The 19,003-nt window shown below is 63.3% G+C and carries 18 protein-coding genes and 1 pseudogene; 15 read left to right on the top strand and 4 right to left on the bottom strand.

Annotation, left to right across the window (positions count from 1 at the left end; all coding sequences use genetic code 11):
* Window positions 1–17 precede the first annotated feature (17 nt).
* Entirely contained in the window at window positions 18–872 is an 855-nt protein-coding gene (fdhD, locus tag B0E48_RS10365; protein WP_077518032.1) for a formate dehydrogenase accessory sulfurtransferase FdhD, read from the bottom strand.
* A gap of 98 nt (window positions 873–970) precedes the next feature.
* Between fdhD and modA the strand changes: the two genes are divergently transcribed.
* The 12 genes and pseudogenes from modA (at window position 971) to B0E48_RS10310 (ending at window position 10,421) form a co-directional block, all read left to right on the top strand.
* Window positions 971–1,762: a molybdate ABC transporter substrate-binding protein gene (gene modA / locus B0E48_RS10360; RefSeq protein ID WP_139350240.1), complete on the top strand. Its 792-nt coding sequence runs from the start codon at window positions 971–973 to the stop codon at window positions 1,760–1,762.
* Between the two features lie 8 nt (window positions 1,763–1,770).
* Window positions 1,771–2,457 (top strand): molybdate ABC transporter permease subunit, encoded by a 687-nt coding sequence (modB, locus tag B0E48_RS10355; RefSeq protein WP_077518031.1) that lies wholly within the window; start codon window positions 1,771–1,773, stop codon window positions 2,455–2,457.
* Entirely contained in the window at window positions 2,450–3,541 is a 1,092-nt protein-coding gene (modC, locus tag B0E48_RS10350) for a molybdenum ABC transporter ATP-binding protein (protein WP_077518030.1), read from the top strand. The genes modB and modC overlap by 8 nt, the downstream gene beginning before the upstream one ends.
* Window positions 3,542–3,633: 92 nt before the next feature.
* On the top strand, window positions 3,634–4,836 hold the full coding sequence (locus B0E48_RS10345) for a molybdopterin molybdotransferase MoeA (RefSeq protein WP_077518029.1): 1,203 nt from the start codon (window positions 3,634–3,636) through the stop codon (window positions 4,834–4,836).
* Between the two features lies 1 nt (window position 4,837).
* Window positions 4,838–5,893, top strand: a complete 1,056-nt coding sequence (gene moaA / locus B0E48_RS10340) for a GTP 3',8-cyclase MoaA (protein WP_077518028.1) — start codon at window positions 4,838–4,840, stop codon at window positions 5,891–5,893.
* Window positions 5,894–5,896: 3 nt separating this feature from the next.
* Complete coding sequence (gene moaC / locus B0E48_RS10335; RefSeq protein WP_077518027.1) at window positions 5,897–6,382, top strand: cyclic pyranopterin monophosphate synthase MoaC; 486 nt, start codon at window positions 5,897–5,899, stop codon at window positions 6,380–6,382.
* Window positions 6,379–6,981: an NTP transferase domain-containing protein gene (locus B0E48_RS10330; RefSeq protein WP_077518026.1), complete on the top strand. Its 603-nt coding sequence runs from the start codon at window positions 6,379–6,381 to the stop codon at window positions 6,979–6,981. The genes moaC and B0E48_RS10330 overlap by 4 nt, the downstream gene beginning before the upstream one ends.
* Window positions 6,978–7,220: a MoaD/ThiS family protein gene (locus B0E48_RS10325; protein WP_077518025.1), complete on the top strand. Its 243-nt coding sequence runs from the start codon at window positions 6,978–6,980 to the stop codon at window positions 7,218–7,220. Before B0E48_RS10330 ends, B0E48_RS10325 begins: the two co-directional genes overlap by 4 nt.
* Window positions 7,217–7,621, top strand: a pseudogene (locus tag B0E48_RS18185) (molybdenum cofactor biosynthesis protein MoaE); the annotation flags it as partial. The gene B0E48_RS10325 and the pseudogene B0E48_RS18185, both read left to right, overlap by 4 nt.
* 51 nt (window positions 7,622–7,672) lie before the next feature.
* Complete coding sequence (locus B0E48_RS10320; RefSeq protein ID WP_343124606.1) at window positions 7,673–8,779, top strand: HesA/MoeB/ThiF family protein; 1,107 nt, start codon at window positions 7,673–7,675, stop codon at window positions 8,777–8,779.
* Window positions 8,780–8,793: 14 nt separating this feature from the next.
* Complete coding sequence (locus B0E48_RS10315) at window positions 8,794–10,047, top strand: molybdopterin molybdotransferase MoeA (RefSeq protein ID WP_077518023.1); 1,254 nt, start codon at window positions 8,794–8,796, stop codon at window positions 10,045–10,047.
* A gap of 23 nt (window positions 10,048–10,070) precedes the next feature.
* Window positions 10,071–10,421 carry a hypothetical protein gene (locus B0E48_RS10310; protein ID WP_077518022.1) on the top strand — a complete coding sequence of 117 codons (351 nt, stop codon included), beginning with the start codon at window positions 10,071–10,073 and terminating at the stop codon, window positions 10,419–10,421.
* 25 nt (window positions 10,422–10,446) lie between these two features.
* Here B0E48_RS10310 and B0E48_RS10305 read toward each other — a convergent pair whose 3' ends face one another.
* The 3 genes from B0E48_RS10305 to B0E48_RS10295 all read right to left on the bottom strand — a co-directional run bounded on the left by B0E48_RS10305 (window position 10,447) and on the right by B0E48_RS10295 (window position 14,536).
* Window positions 10,447–12,744 carry an FdhF/YdeP family oxidoreductase gene (locus B0E48_RS10305; RefSeq protein ID WP_077518021.1) on the bottom strand — a complete coding sequence of 766 codons (2,298 nt, stop codon included), beginning with the start codon at window positions 12,742–12,744 and terminating at the stop codon, window positions 10,447–10,449.
* A gap of 74 nt (window positions 12,745–12,818) precedes the next feature.
* Window positions 12,819–13,445 (bottom strand): nucleotidyltransferase family protein, encoded by a 627-nt coding sequence (locus B0E48_RS10300; RefSeq protein WP_077518020.1) that lies wholly within the window; start codon window positions 13,443–13,445, stop codon window positions 12,819–12,821.
* Complete coding sequence (locus B0E48_RS10295; RefSeq protein WP_077518019.1) at window positions 13,442–14,536, bottom strand: XdhC/CoxI family protein; 1,095 nt, start codon at window positions 14,534–14,536, stop codon at window positions 13,442–13,444. Before B0E48_RS10295 ends, B0E48_RS10300 begins: the two co-directional genes overlap by 4 nt.
* 240 nt (window positions 14,537–14,776) lie before the next feature.
* Between B0E48_RS10295 and B0E48_RS10290 the strand changes: the two genes are divergently transcribed.
* From B0E48_RS10290 to B0E48_RS10280, 3 genes are read left to right on the top strand one after another with little or no spacing between them, the layout of a single operon-like run.
* Window positions 14,777–15,280 (top strand): (2Fe-2S)-binding protein, encoded by a 504-nt coding sequence (locus B0E48_RS10290; protein ID WP_077518018.1) that lies wholly within the window; start codon window positions 14,777–14,779, stop codon window positions 15,278–15,280.
* On the top strand, window positions 15,277–17,553 hold the full coding sequence (locus B0E48_RS10285) for a molybdopterin cofactor-binding domain-containing protein (protein WP_077518017.1): 2,277 nt from the start codon (window positions 15,277–15,279) through the stop codon (window positions 17,551–17,553). The genes B0E48_RS10290 and B0E48_RS10285 overlap by 4 nt, the downstream gene beginning before the upstream one ends.
* Window positions 17,550–18,854, top strand: a complete 1,305-nt coding sequence (locus B0E48_RS10280) for a c-type cytochrome (protein ID WP_077518016.1) — start codon at window positions 17,550–17,552, stop codon at window positions 18,852–18,854. Before B0E48_RS10285 ends, B0E48_RS10280 begins: the two co-directional genes overlap by 4 nt.
* Window positions 18,855–19,003: the final 149 nt, after the last annotated feature.

The following is a 19,003-nucleotide window of genomic DNA, read 5'->3' as shown; positions in this document are numbered from 1 at the left end:
GGAGGCAGCCGATCTGACTAGACGCCTGGTCCGTCATCAGATCGCAACCGCCCGGGGTGGGTATAGACGTTGTGACTGCCTGGCCGGGCAAAGCCGACCAGGGTCATGCCGGCAGTGCGCGCCAGTTCGATCGCCAGTGCAGTCGGCGCCGAGATGGCAGCCATGATGCTGATGCCGGCACTCGCTGCCTTGGTCACCATCTCGTAGCTGGCGCGGCTGGTCAGCAGCAGCATGCCGGTTTCAGGTGCGATGTTGGCGTGGTGCATGGCACCGATCAGCTTGTCCAGCGCGTTATGCCGACCAACGTCTTCGCGCACCAGCACGATGGTGCCGTCCGCATCCGACCAGGCCGCCGCATGTACCGCACCGGTGGCAGCATTCATTGGCTGATGCGCATGCAAACCGGCCAGAGCCCGTTCCAGCGCAACACGGCTGATGTGTCCACCGGTTTCGACAAGGCGAGGCTGCTGCACAGCATCTTCCAGCAGTCGCGTGCCGCAGATACCGCAACCGCCGCGGCCTGGTAGCAGCCGTTCGCGTTGGCTATCGAGCTGGGTGGCGGGTGCACTTTCGGCCACCGTCATCGTCAGCTCGATGCCTTCCAGCAAATGACGCTGCTCGATCGCCAGCAGATCGCTGGCGTCCCCGATCAAGCCTTCGCTGAGGGAGAAGCCCAGCGCGAAGTCCTCCAGGTCATGCGGCGTAGCCATCATCACCGCGAAAGACACGCCGTTGTAGAACATCGCCACAGGCATTTCTTCGGCGACTCGGTCGTCAAGCCGTTCGATACGGCCATCGCGCCAGCGTTCAATGCTGCGCGGAACGTGGCCGGGCGCGAGCTTATCCGATTCGGATGGAGCTGATGGAGTCATGCAGGCATCATAGCCATACACGCATCGGCTGCCTCCTTTTACGGCGCCCCTGTGGCAGGCTACCTGCTCGCACAATCCCTGACCGGAGTCCCGAACTGATGATCAAGATGCGTGCTTTGCTCGGTGGCCTGCTTGCCCTGGCGCTGACGTTATCCATGCACACCGCACATGCCAGTCAGCCACGGCATATGACAATCGCCGCCGCCGCCGACTTGCACTATGCGCTGGATGCTGTGATCGCCGCTTATCACCAGGCGCATCCGCAGGACGCCATCGAGGTCTCCTATGGCTCCTCCGGCAAATTGCTTGCGCAGATCGAGCAGGGCGCGCCGTTCGAGCTGTTCTTTTCGGCGGACAGCGAATACCCGAAGCAACTGGTGGCAGCCGGTGCCGCCAGCGGTGATCCGGTGCCTTATGCCTTGGGACACATTGTGATCTGGAGTGCCAGCGTCGATGCCAGCAAACTGACGGTGGCTGATCTGGCCAAGCCGTCATTTGACCATATAGCGATTGCCAACCCCGAACATGCGCCGTACGGCAAGCGTGCCGAACAGGCATTGCGCGCGGCCGGCGTATGGGATGCGGTGCAATCGCGGTTGGTCTATGGCGACAATATTGCGCAGACTGCGCAGTTCATTGCCAGCGGCAATGCCAAGGTCGGCATCATCGCGCAGTCGCTTGCGCTGGATCCTCAGATGGCGAAAAAAGGCAGCTATGCGCTCATTCCGGCAACGCTTTATCAACCGTTGCTGCAGAGCTTCGTGGTGACCCGGCGTGGCGCTGACAACACGCTCGCACACGACTTCGCGCGGTACATGCAAGGTGCCGAGGCGCGCAGCGTGCTCAGTCGTTACGGCTTCAGTCTGCCCAGCCCCGCAGTGGAGCACTGAGAACCTCCATGGCTGGTCTATCTGTCGAAGACTGGGCCGCATTTGTCTTGACCATGCGTCTGGCAGCGACGGTGACCGTTCTGCTGCTGTTGCTCGGCACGCCGCTCGCCTGGTGGCTGGCACGTAGCCGTACCGCGTGGCGGCGTCCGGTTTCGGCTCTGGTCACTCTGCCGCTGGTACTGCCGCCCACGGTGCTGGGCTTCTACCTGCTGTTATTGCTTGGCCCGCAGGGTGCCGTCGGGCGACTCACGACGGTGCTGGGTCTGGGTACGCTGCCTTTCACGTTTGCCGGTCTGGTGGTGGCTTCGATGCTCTACTCGCTGCCGTTCGTGGTGCAGCCATTGCAGAACGCGTTCGAGGCGATCGGTCAGCGCCCGTTCGATGTGGCGGCAAGCCTTGGGGCAGGGCCGCTCGACCGGTTCTTTTCGGTGGCGCTGCCGCTGGCCTGGCCCGGTTTTCTGACCGCCGTGGTGCTCGGTTTCGCTCACACCGTGGGCGAATTCGGCGTGGTGTTGATGATCGGCGGCAATATCCCCGGCCAGACCCGCGTGTTGTCGATGCGCATCTACGATCACGTCGAGGCCGGCGAATACCTGCAAGCGCATGCACTCTCGCTGTACTTGCTGGCCTTTTCGTTCGCGGCCTTGCTCGCCATGCATCTGTTGCGTCCGCGTCGCCTCATTGCCCATGACTGAAGTCGCCGCCGGCTTGCAGGTGCAGTTGCAGCGTCAGCGCGGTGATTTCGCGCTGGATGTGGATATCAGCGTGCCGCCGCGAGGTATCACGGCGTTGTTTGGCCCATCCGGCGCCGGCAAAACGACATGCCTGCGCGCCATCGCGGGACTCGATCAGGGCATGGCAGGCCACATCGCTTTCGCTGGGGACGTCTGGCAGGACAGTTCGACCAGACGTCTCGTACCGGCGCACCAACGCCGCATCGGTTATGTCTTCCAGGAAGCAAGCCTGTTTCCGCACCTTTCGGTGTCAGGCAACCTCGATTACAGCCAGCGCCGCGCCAGAGGCCACAGGCCTGTCGATCGCGAGGCCTTGCTCGAACAGTTCGGCGTCGAGCACCTGCTGGCACGCAGGGTAGGCAGCTTGTCCGGCGGCGAACAGCAGCGCGTGGCAATCGTGCGGGCGCTCCTCAGCGATCCGGTCCTGCTGCTGTTCGACGAACCGCTGTCGGCACTCGATGCATCGGCACGCGGCGAACTGCTTGGTTGCCTTGAACAACTGCATGCAGAACTCGCTGTGCCGACCATCTATGTCAGCCACGCCATCGATGAAGTGGCCCGACTCGCCGATCATCTGGTGGTGATGGAGGCCGGCCGCGTCCTGTCGCAAGGCTCCCTGCAGTCAACCTTGGCCCAAGGCAAACTGCCCTTAGCGATGAGCGATCAACTTGGTGTCGTGATCGAGGGGCAGGTGGTTGCCCAGGACCCGATCGATCACCTCGTTGAACTAGCATTCGAGGGTGGCCGCCTGTGGCTGCCGCAACGTACGGAGCGCGTGGGCGATCGCTTGCGATGCCGGATCGGGGCGCGTGATGTCGTACTCAGCACCAGTCCTCCAGCAGCAGGATCCAGCGCACTCAACGTGGTCCAGGCGATCGTCGTCGGAATGATCGATGCAGCTCATCCCTCGCAGTGCATCGTGCGGCTGGATGTCCACGGCATCGCCTTGCTGGCCAGCATCACGCGGCGCTCTTGGCGCTCGCTGGCCTTGGCTCCTGGCTCGCGCGTGTGGGCCCAGGTCAAAGCCACGGCGCTGGGCACATGAATGGGTGCGCGGTTGTCAAAGGGACCGGTCACCGCCATGATTTCTGCATTGGCGCCGCAGGTGTTCGCCGCGCATAACAGGCCTCCATACTTATGAGCGAGCTTCTCAGTGTCGCTGATGCCGAACAGCTGATTCGGCAGGCGATGCCCGTGTTTGGCAGTGAACGCGTGGCGCTGGATGCGGCCGCGGGGCGCGTGCTTCGCCAGATCGTGCGTGCCGAGCGGGAGCAGCCGCCGTTCGACCGGGTGATGATGGATGGCATCGCCATCGCGATGAGCAGTAGTAGCAGGCGCCGCTTTATGCTGAGCGGGCTGCAACTTGCCGGCATGGTGCAACAGACGCTCAGCGATCCGGATACGTGCATCGAGGTCACCACGGGCGCGATGCTGCCGCGTGGTTGCGACACCGTCATTCCGGTCGAGCAGACAAAACGTGACGGCGAGTATTACCTGCTTGCCGATGACTACGCGCCGACCATTGGGCAGTTCGTGCATCCGCGTGGTGCCGATTGCCGCACGGGCGACGTACTGCTTGAACCGGGTATGTGCCTGGGTGGTCCCGAGGTCGCCGTGCTTGCCGGCAATGGCGTGGCCGAGGTCGAAGTGGCCGCGATACCGTCAGTGACGATTATCGCCACCGGCGACGAACTGGCTGGCGTCGACCAGCCCTTGCTGGAAGGGCAGATTCGCGGCTCCAACGATCGCGCGCTGGCCGCCGCATTGCGTGCCTGCGGGTTCGATGATGTACAGCTGGCACGGGTCGCGGATGACCTGGCTGCGACCACCGCCACCCTGGCCGAACTGCTGTATACGCGCCAGGTACTGGTGCTGTCCGGCGGCGTTTCGGTGGGGCAACGTGATTACGTGCCCGAGGCGCTGCGCACCCTGGGTGTGCGCCAGGTGCTGCATCGGATTGCCCAGCGCCCCGGCAAGCCGATGTGGTTCGGCATCGGGCCGCAAGGGCAGGTGGTGTTTGCACTGCCGGGCAATCCGGTGTCGGCGCTGGTGTGCGCCGCGCGCTATCTGTTGCCGGCGCTGCAGTCGGCCACCGGGCTGGCTGCCGAACCACCGATGCCGGTGTGCCTGGAAAGCGCGGTGGACACCAACCCTGCCTTGACGTTTTTTGTACCGGTTCACGTCCACCATGACGCTAGCGGACGGGCGATGGCTACTCCCTTGCCGCCGGGCACCTCGGGCGACTTCTCCTCGCTGCCTCGCACGCATGGCTTCGTGGAATTGCCGCCCGGACTTGCAGTCGTACCAGCCGGTACGGTTGCCACCTTTTATCGTTGGTGACATGACCGTCTTCCAAGCCATTGCTGATTTGCCAACCGCACAGGCACACCCACGGGATCAGCGCGGTCGCGCCCTGCATGACCTGCGCATATCGGTCATGGACCGCTGCAATTTCCGCTGCCCGTACTGCATGCCGGAGGCAACCTACGGCGAGCACTTCAGCTTCCTGCGCAATGATGAGCGGCTCGGTTTCGACGAGATCGAGCGCCTGTGCCGCCTGGCGGCGGAACTGGGCGTCAGCAAGCTACGCCTGACCGGCGGCGAACCCCTGTTGCGCCCGCACCTTGTCGAGCTGGTCGCGCGGCTGCGCCGGATCGACGGCATCGATGACCTGGCGATGACGACCAACGGTGTGCTGCTGGCCCGTCACGCCACCGAGCTGCGTGACGCCGGCCTTGACCGCATCACGATCAGCCTGGATACGCTCGATCCCGCGCTGTTCCATCGCATGAGCGGCAATCGCGGTGCATTGCACGAGGTGCTCGATGGCATCGAGGCGGCGCAGCAAGCGAATTTCCCGCACGGCATCAAGCTCAACACCGTAGTACAGCGTGGGGTCAACGAACACACTGTGACCGAACTGGTTGAGCGATTTCGGGGTAGCGGCATCGTGCTGCGTTTTATCGAATACATGGATGTCGGCAACCGCAACCACTGGAGCGCCGAGGCAGTGGTACCTTCGCGCGAGTTGATCGAGCGCATCGACGCGCGCTGGCCACTGGAAGCCCTGCCGGCGCAATACGCGGGTGAGGTGGCCACGCGTTTCCGCTTTCGCGACGGTGCCGGCGAGATCGGGGTGATTTCCTCGGTCAGCGCACCGTTCTGTGGTGGCTGCACCCGGGCGCGCCTGTCCTCGGAAGGCACGCTCTATACGTGCCTGTTCGCCACCCAGGGCACGGACTTGCGCGGACTGCTGCGCGAAGGTGCCAGTGACGACATGCTGCGCGAGACGTTGCGCAACACCTGGCTGCACCGCACCGATCGTTACAGTGAGGAGCGCGCCGAGCAACGCCAGCACGCGCGGCGTAAAATCGAAATGCATTACATCGGAGGTTAGGACATGCTCTCGCACGTTGATGACGCGCAGCAGCCGCGCATGGTGGATGTCGGCGCCAAGCAGGCTACGCAGCGCCTGGCGCAGGCGCGGGCACGCGTGACGTTTCCCGCCGATGTGGCCACGGCTTTGCATGCCGCTGGCTACGTAACGCCCAAGGGGGCCGTGCTGACGGTGGCGCATATCGCTGGCGTGATGGGTGCGAAGGCCACGCCGCAATTGATTCCGCTATGTCATCCGTTGCGCCTGGACAAGTGCGATATCGCGATCCGCATGGACGGCAACGACGCCTTGATCGACTGCACCGTGTCCTGTCTGGGTCGCACCGGCGTGGAGATGGAAGCACTGACCGGCGCGAGCATTGCCGCATTGACGATCTACGACATGTGCAAGGCGATGTCGCACGACATCGTCATCAGCGATATCCGCTTGATCCTGAAGAGTGGCGGCAAGCGGGACGTCGATCATTCGATTGCTGCAGGTGCGGCATGAGTGCCCGCGTTGCGCCTGCGATCTACGGGCTGCTGCTTTCCGGAGGTGCCAGCCGGCGCATGCAGCGCGACAAGGCGCAACTCGCCTATGGCGGCCAGCCGCAACTGATGCGCGCGTGGCAACTGCTGGAAGCTGTGACGGAACGTGCCTTTGTTTCGGTACGTGCCGAGCAGCGCGACGACCCGCTGCGTGCCGGTTTGCCGCAGATCGTCGACCGCTACGACGCCATCGGTCCTGCCGCCGGCATCCTCTCCGCGCAGGAGACACATTTGGACGTCGCGTGGCTGGTCATTGCCTGCGATTTGCCCTTGCTGGATGAGGCTACGCTGCGGACCCTGATCGAGGCCCGCGATGCGAGTGGCGACGCCACCGCCTTCACCAGTCGCTTCGATGGCTTGCCCGAGCCGCTTTGCGCACTGTGGGAGCCTTCTAGTCATGCGTTGCTAAAGCAACGTGTCGATAACGGCAGCTATTGCCCGCGCAAAACACTGATCCTGTCGCGTACGACATTGTTGCCGGCACCAGGCGACGCCCTGGACAACATCAATACCCCGGAAGAATTCGAACTGATGCAACGCCAGATCGAGACAGCGTCATGATGACCGTCACCTTGCAGTACTACGCACAATTGCGCGAGCAGGCGCGCACCAGCGGTGAACAGGTCAGCACGTCGGCAACCTCGCTGCATGATTTGTATGAAGAGCTGCGCGCCAGGCACGGTTTCAGCTTGTCGTCCGATGCGCTCAAGGTGGCCGTGAATGCCCAGTTCAGTGACTGGAGCCGGGCGCTGCGCGATGGTGACACGATCGTCTTCATTCCACCGGTAGCCGGCGGATGAAGCACTTCAGTCTTGCCAGCGACGCCATCGATCTCGCCCGGTTGCACGCATCGCTGCAACATCCGGGCAGCGGGGGCTTCTGTGCGTTCGAGGGCTGGGTGCGCAACAGCAACGAAGGGCGTGCGGTCCAAGGCCTTGAGTACGAGGTGTATGCCGAGCTGGCCCTGGCCGAAGGCGAACGCATCGTCGAGGAAGCCATCGCGCGTTACGGTGTCAACGCCGCGCATTGCATGCATCGCACCGGAAATCTGGCGATTGGCGACCTGGCGGTGTGGATCGGCGTGTCGTCCGCGCATCGCGACGAGGCCTTCCGCGCCTGTCGCTACATCATCGACGAGATCAAGCACCGCCTTCCGATCTGGAAGAAGGAGCATTACGTCGAGGGCGATACCGCCTGGGTTGCCTGCGCGCACACGTATCGCGAGCATGAGCACGAACATCACCATGATCATGTGCACGAACTGGCCGCGCCATTCGTGCCGGACTACTCGCGCCAGACGCGCCTGCGCGAAGTCGGCGAAGCCGGGCAGGCGAAGTTGGCCGCGGCACGCGTACTGGTGATCGGTGCCGGCGGTCTCGGCTGCCCCGTGCTGACCTACCTTGCCGGGGCGGGTGTTGGAACGCTGGGTATCGTCGACGGCGATCGCCTCGATGCGAGCAACCTGCATCGCCAGACGCTTTACGACGCGCGTGACATCGGCGAACGCAAGGTGGATCTGGCCGCGCGACGTATCGCTGCATTGAATCCGGCCGTCACCGTGCAAACCGATGCCGAACCGCTGCACGCCGGAAACATCGTCGACGTATTCGGACACTACGACCTGGTGGTGGAATGTACGGATGATCTGGGTAGCCGCTATCTCAGCAATGATGCGGCGATCCTTACCGGCATCCCGCTGATCCTGGCCAGCGTCTATCAGTATGAAGGCCAGTTGCAGGTGGTTACGGCAAAGCCGGGGGATCCATGCCTGCGTTGCCTGTGGCCGCAGGAACCGGCAGCCGGTGTAGCCGGCAGTTGCATCGAGTCCGGCGTGCTTGGTCCGGTGCCCGGCGTGCTTGGTAGCATGCAGGCGATCGAGGCACTGAAACTGTTGCTCGATCTGCCACGGCCGACCGACCATGCGTTGCTGCTGATCAACCTGCTCGATGGCACCAGTCAGCGCTTGCCGATCGATGCCGCTCGAGGTTGCGCCATGCATGGTGGCTGTGCCGAGGCAGCGCGCCGTGGATTGACCATGGCGCAGGCTGCGCGTGATGTGGATATCGTGTTTGGCAATCTCGATGCCGCCATCGCCGCCGGTTACACGCTGGTCGATGTGCGCGAAGCGGTGGAGATCGCGGCGCAACCCTTGCACGCAGTATCGCAGTGGATACCTTCCACGTTGATCGGCGAACATGCCACCGAGCTGCCTGCGGGACCGGTGTTGCTGGTCTGTGCATCCGGCCGCCGCAGTGGCGTGGCTGCACGCATGTTGCGTGGGCAGGGCATGCTCAATATCCATTCGCTGGCGGGTGGTGTCGCGACCCTGGTACCGCAGCGCGATCGCATTGCAGGCTGACCCTCGGCATGCCCATGATCAAGTACACAGACGCGCTGCAACGCTTGCTCGCACAAGCTGTACGGCTGCCTCCCGAAAGCTGTCCACTGGATCAGGCAATGGGGCGTGTCAGCGCTGCTGCAATCCACAGCCCGTTGGCGTTGCCGACGTTCGACCATGCCGCCATGGACGGATATGCCTTGCAGGTGCAAGAGCCGCTGGCCCCTGGTTCTGAACATGCGGTGCATGGCTCGCAAGCTGCCGGTGATCGTGCCAGTACCACCATCGGCGATACCTGCGAAATCATGACCGGCGCACGATTGCCCGAGGGCCTTAACAGCGTGGTCGCTTTGGAAAACACGCAGCTCCTGTCCACGCACTCCGACGGTACGCCAGCGCGCATCCGCCTGCTGCAGACACTGGATGCCGGGCAAAACGTCCGCCATGCCGGCTCGGATGTGGCGATGGGAAGCGAGGTCCTCGGCCCCGGCATACGCATCGATGCCGCGCATGTGATGCTGTTGGCGGCGCTGGGGCTCGCGTCGATCGATGTCGTGCGCCGCCCGCGTGTTGCGATCATCTGTACCGGCAAGGAACTGCAGGCTGACCGTTCACAGCCACTAGTCGCCGATCGCATCCACAATTCCAACGGCCCATACCTTGCAGTAGCGCTGGCTGAGGCTGGGGCGCAAGTGCACTCGTGCGTGACTGTGGACGATACGGCGGTCACCTATGCCGACGCCCTCGCGCAAGCACTCGATGCCGGCGTGGATATGCTACTCAGCACTGGCGCCGTATCGATGGGGCGCTATGACTTCGTACCTGAAGTACTCCGTGGGCTCGGAGCTGAGCTGTTGTTCCACGGCGTGGCGGTTCGTCCCGGCAAGCCGCTGTTGGGCGCGCGGCTCACGCAAGGTCCCCTGTTGCTGGCCTTGCCCGGTACGCCGATGGCGGTTGCGGCAGCCATGCGCTTCTTCGTGGCACCGGTGTTGCGCACGATGATGGGGCAGGGCACGGAGCCAGTACTGCATGCCGTGCTGGATACACCACACCAGCCCAAACCCGGTCTGCGCCATTTTCTGCGCGCCACCCTGCATCTGGCTGAAGATGGCCGGCTTCACGCCCGTGCGCTGCCGCACCAGCAGCCGTTTCGCATCTATCCCTACACGGAAAGCGGCGCCTGGGTGGTGCTGCCTGAAAATGCCGGGGTCTGCGATGAAGGCTCGATTGTGGAGGTCGTAAGCCTGGTGCATGGCCAGTCACCACGCATCGATCGCGCGCCATCCTGATCAGGACTACGGAGCGTTTGCCCATGAAACTGCAGATCGAAGCCCAGCACGTGCGGATCCGTATCGATGAAGACGAGCTGGCACGGCTGCTGGCCGGCAACGTCATTGCCGGGCATACGCAATTCGCCAAAGCCTTCATGATGCACTTCACGCTGCGACTGCAGCACGAGGCCGAACCGGTACTCACCGGTTACACCGATGCCTGGCAGATCGGACTACCCGAAGCCGCGGTTCGCGAACATGCGGCGCGCCTGCCAACGCGCGAAGGGCTGCGCTACCTACTGCCATGCGAGCAGGGCGTCGACGCGCTGGAATTGCTGTTCGATGTGGATGTCCGCGACAGCGTGCGCCGACGGTACGAGTCGAAGCACTGACGGGTCGCTCTACCCGCCAGGCGCATCAAGGCGTTGCCGGCTGCGCCGCCAGAATCCGCACCGGCACCGACTTGTAGGACGGTGTCCCCGAACGGGCGTCGTAGTTCTCCAGCGCAACCAGCGCATTGCCCTCCGGGTAGTACATCGCGACCGAGCCTTCGGCGATGGGATAGGCCACGGCGGTGTAGCCGCGAACGGCAAGTGGCGCAGTCCCCGGTTTGCCGATGGCTTCAACGTCGATCAGGTCGCCGTGCTGCAGCCCACGCGCGGCCAGATCGCTGGCATGGATGAAGATCACGTCGCGCCGGCCGGTGATGCCACGGTAACGATCATCCATGCCGTAAATGGTGGTGTTGTACTGGTCGTGCGAGCGCAGGGTGGTCAGTGTCAGCGTACCCTCGGGCCCACTTCTGTCTTCGTCCAGCCCTCGCGCGAGCAGGAAATGTGCGCGTTTGTCGGGTGTGTCCCACACACCATCGGATGCGGCGACGGGCAACCGGAAACCGCCCGGTATACGCACGCGCTCGTTGAAGCGCTCGAAGATCGGGAACACCGCTTCGATCGCATCACGGATGCGGTCGTAGTCCTCGATGAAGGCTTCCCATTCCACCTTGGAGTCGGGCAGGGCAGCCCTGGCCATGGCGGCAACAATGGCCGGCTCGGACTTCAGCAACGGACCCGCGGGTTTCAGGCGGCCTGCGGAAGCGTGCACCATCGACATGGAGTCCTCCACCGTGACCGACTGCGGGCCACCGGCCTGCACATCCAGCTCGGTGCGGCCAAGGCAGGGCAGCAGGATCGATTCACGCGCCAGGATCAGGTGCGAGCGATTGAGCTTGGTCGCGATATGCACGGCCAGGTCGAGCTTGGCCATGGCGGCAAACGTGGCCGCCGGATCGGACATCGCCACTGCCAGGTTGCCGCCGAGACAGAGCAGCACGTGCGAGCGTCCATCGCGGATCGCCTTCACCGCTTCCACGGCATCGTGCCCATGCGCGGTCGGCGGCTCGAAGCCGAAGCGTTGGCGGATGCCGTCGTTCAGCGCCTTGTTCGGTTTTTCGGTGATGCCGACGGTACGGTCACCCTGCACGTTGGAATGGCCGCGCACCGGGCAGATGCCGGCGCCTTCACGGCCGATATTGCCGCGCAGCAGCAGCAGGTTGGCGATCTGCTGAACGTTCTCGGTGCCGTGGCTGTGCTGGGTAATGCCCATGCCATAGGCGATGATCACGCGTTCGGCTTTCGCGTACACCGCTGCGGCAGCCTCGATATCGGCGCGGGTAAGGCCGGCCTTGCGTTCGATCGCATCCCACCGGGTGCGACGCAGATCCGCCACCAGGGCGTCGAAGCCGGTGGTGTTGGCCGCAATGAAATCGTGGTCGATCGTCCCGGCACGGCCGGCGGCACGCTCAGCCTCGTCGGTATCGAGCAGGTACTTCATCATGCCCTTGAGTACGGCCACGTCGCCACCGACTTTCACCTTGTAATACGTCGAAGCAATCGGTGTGGACTTGCCGGTGAGCATTTCGACGGGACTTTGCGGCGCGGTAAAACGTTCCAGACCACGCTCGGGCATGGGATTGAACACAATGATCGGCACGCCGCGCAGCGATACCTCGCGCAAGGTGGAAAGCATGCGAGGGTGATTGGTGCCAGGGTTGTGGCCAAACGAGAACAGCGCATCGCAGTGATCGAAATCCTCCAGCGTTACCGTACCCTTGCCGACGCCGATGGATTCGGGAAGGCCCACGCTGGTCGCTTCGTGGCACATGTTCGAGCAGTCGGGAAAGTTGTTGGTGCCGTATTCCCGTGCAAACAACTGGTACAGGAAAGCAGCCTCGTTCGAGGCGCGGCCCGAAGTGTAGAACTCCACCATGTTCGGGTCGGATTGCGCGCGCAGGGCGATGCCGATGCGTTGCATGGCTTCGTCCCAGCTCAGCTCGACAAAGGTATCGGTGGCCTGGTCATAGGCCATGGGGTGGGTGAGCCGCCCTTCGTCTTCCAGCGCATGGTCGTGCCAGGTCCAGAGCTCGCTGACCGTGTGCTGCGCGAAGAATTCGGGGGTGGTGCGCTTGGAGGTGGCTTCCCAGGTCACCGCCTTGGCGCCGTTCTCGCAGAACTCGAACGAGGAGGTGTGTTTCGGATCGGGCCACGCACAGCCGGGGCAATCAAAGCCGGTGGGCTGGTTCACCCGATGCAGCGCGCGGGTTTCGCGCACCGGCGCCATCTGCTCTCGTACGGCGCGCGCTACCGCACCCAATGCACCCCAGCCGCCGGCGGGCGCCTCATAGTCGCTGACTCCGGGTACTTTCTTGTCGCTCATGTTCGTGCACCGCGTTGCTCAACCTGATCGGGAATATTACGCCGACGATGCAGCTGAAGTGACTGTCGCCGACGTCAATGGGATTCGTCGCTAGCCAACTGGTCGCGCACATGTTGAAGGTCCAGCGGAGTATCGACGTCGATGCCGCCAGGCGAGGCGAATCGCTCGACGCGCACGGCTTCCCGCTCGATCAAGTCATGTGCGCCACGCGGGCCGGAGCATGCCATCAGTGCCGCAAAGCAATCCCGTGGAAACAGCACCGGCGGACCCGGTATGCCGTTGTGCTCGCTAACGAGCAGGCGCTCCGGTACCAGCGCATGTCGCTGGAGTATGCCCCTTAACAAGGCCGCATCCAGCAGCGGTTGATCGGCCAGACACAGGAGTAGCGCAGAAGCCTGCGGATATTCGACATCCAGGTAACGAACGCCAGCGGCGAGCGAACTGCCCATGCCCTCATGCCAGCCGTCGAATCGGATCAACCGCAGCGGCAAATCGTCGAGTACGGCCTCGACTTGTTCAGCATAGGCACCCGTCACCACCACGACGGGGGTGTCTTGCTCCAGCGCGCTACGCGCGGCACGGCGCACCATCGGCTCACCCTGAATCTCGACCAGTTGCTTGATGCCGCCAAAACGCAGGCTTTCGCCTGCTGCCAGCAGCAGGATGACAGGCGATGCCGGGCTTTCGACGGAATGGCTCATCCGTGAATCGTGCCTTCGTTGTCGCGCAGCCGGCCACCATCGCGCTGGTTGATCACCGCCATGATTTCGGCGGCGATCGCCAAGGCGATTTCCTCCGGTGTTTCCGAGCCGATGTCCAGTCCCGCGGGCGCATGCACGTGCAGCCCGGCAAGCGCGGGATGGTCGCGCATGCGTCCCACGCGTTCACGCGATCCGAGTGCACCGAGATAGGACACCGGCACGCCCTGTAACGCGGCCAGGTAGGCGATGTCCTGCTCGAGGTTGTGTGTCATCACCACTACCGAGCTTTGCGCGTCGAGCGGCAAGGCACGGCGCAAGCTGGCTGGCGATGCGCAAACGGCATGCAAGCCAGCCGGCAGATGTGTTGCCTGCAAGCGTGCCGGATCGTGATCGACCAGGGTAGTCTGCCAACCCAAGGCCCTGGCCAGCGGCAACAGCGCGCGTGCGGCAGCACTGCTGCCGATGACGACCAGCGCGTGCGGTGGTTGTATCGGTTCCACCAGTACATCGACCGTGCCTCGTGCTGATGGCAGGCGCAGCGTGGTGGTGCGTTTAACGGCCACCGGCGTAACGGTATCGATGATCGAATGGGTCAGTGCCGGATCGGCGATATCGTCATGCAGCACATCGCGCTCGCACCACAACATCCGCTGCGGCATCACCACCATCCCGTCGACAGCGAACAAAGTGGCGAGTCGGGCGCAGCGTCGCTCGTCCAGGCATTGCGCCAGGGCATCGATAAAACCGAGCGCATGTGCTGTAGCCAGCGGCTCGATCAGTACCTCGAGTTCACCGCCGCAACCCATCTCCAGCAATACATCGAGGCCCGAATCCGCGTTGTAGTGAATCAGGCGGGGAAGATGGCTGGCAATGACCTCCTGGGCGCGCGCCACGATGTCGCGTTGCGGGCAGCCGCCGGACAGTTCACAGACCACGCTGCCGTCGCCCAACACAAGCATGCGAGTGCCGGGACGGCGAAAGGTGGAGCCGCGGGTGCGGGTCAGTGTCGCCAGTGCCGCCTTTGGCGACGTATCGCGGCGCAACCTGCGTAGTGCATCGATCAGGGTGCTCAGCTCGTGCGCCGAATTCATCGATCATGTCACCAGCTAGGGATGGGGCAGCGAGATCTTCGGGTCAAGATTTTCAGTCTAACGCGACATTCGCCCATGAAGGCGGCTGGCGCGCTATCGCGTGCAGGGGTCTTCTGGTATACGGGATTCTCACGGATGTGTTGCTGAAATGTCGCTCTTGAGCGCCTGTCTGGCACGAACCCCACACGCCGTGCCGGAGTGGTTCATTTCCCGGATTCCCTACGCAGTGCGGAGGTACCTATGCTGTCCTTGTCCGTCAACGGCGAGTCGCATTCGGTCGATGTTCCTGCGGACATGCCGCTGCTCTGGGTCTTGCGGGATGTCATTGGCCTGACGGGTACCAAATTCGGCTGCGGCATCGCGCAATGTGGGGCATGCACGGTGCATCTGGACGGTCAGCCGGTTCGTTCATGTGTGCTTCCCGTGGGGTCGATTGGCAGCAAGGCCATCACCACCATCGAAGCCATCGGCGATACGCCCAGTGGGCAGAAGATTCAGCAGGCTTGGCTTGATGTGGACGTCGTGCAGTGCGGCTACTGCCAGTCCGGACAAATCATGTCAGCGGCGGCCTTGCTCAAGCGCTCGCCGAATCCCAGCGACGCGGACATCGACGCAGCCATGTCGGGAAATATCTGCCGATGCGGTACTTACGTGCGCATCCGTGCGGCCATCAAGCAGGCGGCGACGGGCAAGCTTGAGATCCTGCAGACGATCGTCACCTCGCCTGAAGGAGCCGCGTCATGAAGCTGAAAACAGGCAAGCCTCAGACAGCTGACCAGATCGACCTGAATCGCCGGCATGCCATCCAGTCGGGCGGTCTGGCGATCGCCTTTCTATGGCTGGGCGGAAGCGGCATAGCATCCGCCGCGATCAATGCGCGTAGGCAACCGGGCGATGCCGCCGCCGCGCTGGCGGACGGCAACCCGGCCTTCGCGCCGAATGCCTTCATCCGCATTGGTACCGACGGCACCGTACGGCTGGTCATGCCGATGGTGGAAATGGGGCAGGCGATCTATACCGGTTCAAGCATGTTGCTCGCCGAGGAGCTGGGCGTCGGCATGGATCAGATCACCGTCGAGCATTCGCCGCCCAGCGATGACCTGTACGGCATGCCGCTCCTGGGCGGTCAGATTACCGGCGGTTCCACCAGCACGCGCGGCACCTGGCAGGTGCTGCGCGATGCCGGTGCCGTGGCGCGGACACTGCTGGTGGCTGCCGCGGCAGCGCAGTGGCATGTTGACCCGTCGACCTGCACGGTGGATCGGGGCATGGTTCACCACACCCCATCGGGCCGCAGCGTTGGCTTCGGCGCGGTGGCCTCGGCGGCTGGCCAGTTGCCGATGCCGGACAAGGTGCAGCTGAAGGACCCGAAGGATTTCCAGCTGATCGGCAAACCGCTGCGGCGCGTGGATTCCGCCGACAAGGTCAAGGGCGCCACCCAGTTCGGCCTGGACGTGCGTGTGCCCGGCATGAAGATCGCTGTCGTCAAGGCATGCCCCACCATCGGCGGCAAGCTCGCTTCGGTCGACGACAAGGCCACCCGCGCGATGCCGGGCGTCGTCGACGTGATCCGCATCGGCGATGCGGTCGCCGTGGTCGGCGAACATTTCTGGGCCGCGAAGCAGGGACTCGAGGCACTGGGGATCACGTGGGAACGCGGCGAGAACGCCAACCTCACCACCCAGCAGCTTCGCGACGCACTCGCCGAGAGTGCGCTCAATGGCAAGTCGATCGTTGCGCGCGAGGCCGGCAGCCGGCCGGCCGATGGCAAAGCGGTCGAGTCGGTCTATCAACTGCCCATGCTCGCCCACGCCACCATGGAGCCGCTCAACGCCACCGTCTTCGTGACTTCAGACAAGTGCGAAATCTGGCTGGGCACCCAGGTGCCTGCGCGCGTTCTCGACGTTGCGGCAAAAATCACTGGCCTGTCCAAAGACAAGATCATCGTGCACAACCAGTATCTCGGCGGTGGCTTCGGGCGACGCCTGGAAACGGACTCGGTCGAGCAGGCGCTGGCACTGGCCAAGCAGGTGTCGTATCCGCTCAAGGTCATCTGGACGCGTGAGGAAGACATTCGTCACGATCGTGTGCGGCCGATGTACCACGATCGCATTTCAGCCGTACTCGATGCGAACGGTCGACCGACTTGGTATGGCTATCGCACCAGCGGCGGCACCGTGCTGGGGCGCTGGGCGCCGATGGCCATGGGCAAGGACGGCCTCGACAGCGATGCCGTGGAATGCGTCGTGGAAGTACCTTACGAAATCCCGAACCTCAAGGTCGAATGGATTCGTCACGACATGCCTCCCGGGCTCATCGTCGGCTGGTGGCGCGGCGTGGGATCGACGCACAACCTGTTCGTCGTCGAAAGCTTCATGGATGAACTCGCCCATCACGCCGGCAAGGATCCGCTGGAATACCGACGTGCGTTGCTGCAGAAGAACCCGCGCTCGCTGGCCTTGCTCAATCTGGCTGCAGAGAAAATCGGATGGGGCGGTCAGCCGTTGCCCGCGCGAGTAGGGCGGGGCATCGCGCTGGGCGAACCTTTTGGCAGCCGGGTCTGCGCCATCGTCGAAACCGAAGTCACCCCGCAGGGAGAAATCCGGCTGCGCCGTGCCGTCGTGACCCTGGATTGCGGCATTGCGGTCAATCCCAGCTCGATCGAGGCACAGATCCAGGGGGGACTTCTGTTTGGGCTCAGTGCGGCGCTCTACAGCGAGATCACGATCAAGGACGGTGCGATCGAACAGAGTAATTTCCACGACTACCGAAACCTGCGCATCAACGAAACCCCGCTGATCGAAGTCCATCGGATCGAAAACAGCGAAGCACCCGGTGGCTTGGGTGAAGTCGGTACCGCGATCGCGGCCCCTGCCTTGGCCAACGCGATCTTTGCGGCAACGGGCGTGCGCCTCTACAAGCTTCCGGTGGATCGGAACCTTCTCGTGCAGGATGCCAACGCACTCAAGAGCGTGGTATCTGCAACAGCCGCCAGCCCGGGGAGGAATGACGCATGAAACGCTTCCTCATCATCGTGGTCTTCGTGCTGGTTCTCGGCACCGTGGCGTATTTCGCGCTGAATCGCACCGACAACTCCGACGGCACAGCACCGGCTATTGCCGGTGCTCCCGCCACCGCTGATGTGCTCGCGCGCGGCGAATATCTCTCCAAGGCTGCCGACTGCACCGCCTGTCATACCGTGCCTGGCTCAGGTAAGCCGTTTGCTGGTGGTGTCCCGTTCCGTCTGCCGTTCGGCACGATTTATTCGTCGAACATCACGGCCGATGCGCAAACCGGCATCGGCAGCTGGAGCGATGATGATTTCGTTCATGCGGTACGCGAAGGTATCCGCAAGGATGGCAAGCGACTTTACCCAGCGTTTCCCTATACCTCGTACACGCAGCTGAGCCGCAGCGATGTCCTCGCGATCAAGGCCTATCTCTTCAGCCTGCCGAAGATTTCGCAGTCGGACAAACCCAATGATCTCGGTTTTCCTTTCAACCAGCGATGGGCGATGGGCTTCTGGAATGCGGCGTTCTTCAAGAGCCAGCGCTTCGCCGCCGATGCATCGAAATCACCGCAATGGAACAGCGGCGCCTATCTGGCTGGCGCTCTGGGGCATTGCGCAGAATGCCACACCCCGCGCAATGTGGGCTTCGGCCTGGAGCACGGTAACGAACTGGCTGGTGAGGTATTGCAGGGCTGGCGCGCCTACAACATCACATCGGATACGGCGCACGGCATAGGTGCATGGAGTGATGGCGAGATCGCCAGCTATCTATCCACCGGGCACGCGGATGGCCGTGGCTCCGCCTCCGGACCGATGGGCGAGGCTGTTGATAACAGCCTTCAGTACCTGAAGCCCGAAGACACGACTGCCCTGGTGACCTATCTGCGCAGCGTTCCCGCACGGGAAGGGAAGAACCCGATCACGATCGATGCGAAAGCGGCTCCCGCGCTGGCCTCCAGCGACACAGCTCCCGGCGGAGATAGCGCCGATTCAAACAGCGCGGGGCTCAAACTCTTCGAGAGCGCCTGCGCAAGCTGTCATCAATGGAACGGCAAAGGACAGGAGACACCGTACGCTTCGTTGCTGGCTACGCGTGGCGTGAATGACATCAACGGTGCCAATGTCACCCAGGTCATCTTGCACGGCTCCAAGATGCGCCTCGATGGACACGATGTCTTCATGCCAGCCTTCGGACGTGCTTACTCGGACACTGAGGTAGCGGCACTGGCAAACTATGTCATCGCACACTTCGGGAGCAAGCAAGGGACGCTCACGCCAGACGCTGTTGCGCAAAGCCGAAAGCTCTAGATCGCACATGCCGACATGGCGTCGATACAAACAGGAGATGGCACGAGGCATCAGAGGGTGCGCGTTGTTTCGATTCATGCAGATCGAACGTGGGGGGAGTAACGATGGGGCATGTCACAGCGAAAGGTCAGGATCATCGGCTTATTCGC

The organism is Rhodanobacter sp. C03 (genome assembly GCF_002001175.1).
Taxonomy (GTDB): domain Bacteria; phylum Pseudomonadota; class Gammaproteobacteria; order Xanthomonadales; family Rhodanobacteraceae; genus Rhodanobacter.
Note: the sequence above shows the minus strand (reverse complement) of the source record. Positions and strands in the feature narration are given on the sequence as shown.

Excerpts from the sequence above, each read along its gene's own strand:
- fdhD (WP_077518032.1), bottom strand. The coding sequence starts at position 872 with ATGACTCCATCAGCTCCATCCGAATCGGATAAGCTCGCGCCCGGCCAC.
- modA (WP_139350240.1), top strand. The coding sequence starts at position 971 with ATGATCAAGATGCGTGCTTTGCTCGGTGGCCTGCTTGCCCTGGCGCTG.
- modB (WP_077518031.1), top strand. The coding sequence starts at position 1,771 with ATGGCTGGTCTATCTGTCGAAGACTGGGCCGCATTTGTCTTGACCATG.
- modC (WP_077518030.1), top strand. The coding sequence starts at position 2,450 with ATGACTGAAGTCGCCGCCGGCTTGCAGGTGCAGTTGCAGCGTCAGCGC.
- B0E48_RS10345 (WP_077518029.1), top strand. The coding sequence starts at position 3,634 with ATGAGCGAGCTTCTCAGTGTCGCTGATGCCGAACAGCTGATTCGGCAG.
- moaA (WP_077518028.1), top strand. The coding sequence starts at position 4,838 with ATGACCGTCTTCCAAGCCATTGCTGATTTGCCAACCGCACAGGCACAC.
- moaC (WP_077518027.1), top strand. The coding sequence starts at position 5,897 with ATGCTCTCGCACGTTGATGACGCGCAGCAGCCGCGCATGGTGGATGTC.
- B0E48_RS10330 (WP_077518026.1), top strand. The coding sequence starts at position 6,379 with ATGAGTGCCCGCGTTGCGCCTGCGATCTACGGGCTGCTGCTTTCCGGA.
- B0E48_RS10325 (WP_077518025.1), top strand. The coding sequence starts at position 6,978 with ATGATGACCGTCACCTTGCAGTACTACGCACAATTGCGCGAGCAGGCG.
- B0E48_RS10315 (WP_077518023.1), top strand. The coding sequence starts at position 8,794 with ATGATCAAGTACACAGACGCGCTGCAACGCTTGCTCGCACAAGCTGTA.
- B0E48_RS10310 (WP_077518022.1), top strand. The coding sequence starts at position 10,071 with ATGAAACTGCAGATCGAAGCCCAGCACGTGCGGATCCGTATCGATGAA.
- B0E48_RS10305 (WP_077518021.1), bottom strand. The coding sequence starts at position 12,744 with ATGAGCGACAAGAAAGTACCCGGAGTCAGCGACTATGAGGCGCCCGCC.
- B0E48_RS10300 (WP_077518020.1), bottom strand. The coding sequence starts at position 13,445 with ATGAGCCATTCCGTCGAAAGCCCGGCATCGCCTGTCATCCTGCTGCTG.
- B0E48_RS10295 (WP_077518019.1), bottom strand. The coding sequence starts at position 14,536 with ATGAATTCGGCGCACGAGCTGAGCACCCTGATCGATGCACTACGCAGG.
- B0E48_RS10290 (WP_077518018.1), top strand. The coding sequence starts at position 14,777 with ATGCTGTCCTTGTCCGTCAACGGCGAGTCGCATTCGGTCGATGTTCCT.
- B0E48_RS10285 (WP_077518017.1), top strand. The coding sequence starts at position 15,277 with ATGAAGCTGAAAACAGGCAAGCCTCAGACAGCTGACCAGATCGACCTG.
- B0E48_RS10280 (WP_077518016.1), top strand. The coding sequence starts at position 17,550 with ATGAAACGCTTCCTCATCATCGTGGTCTTCGTGCTGGTTCTCGGCACC.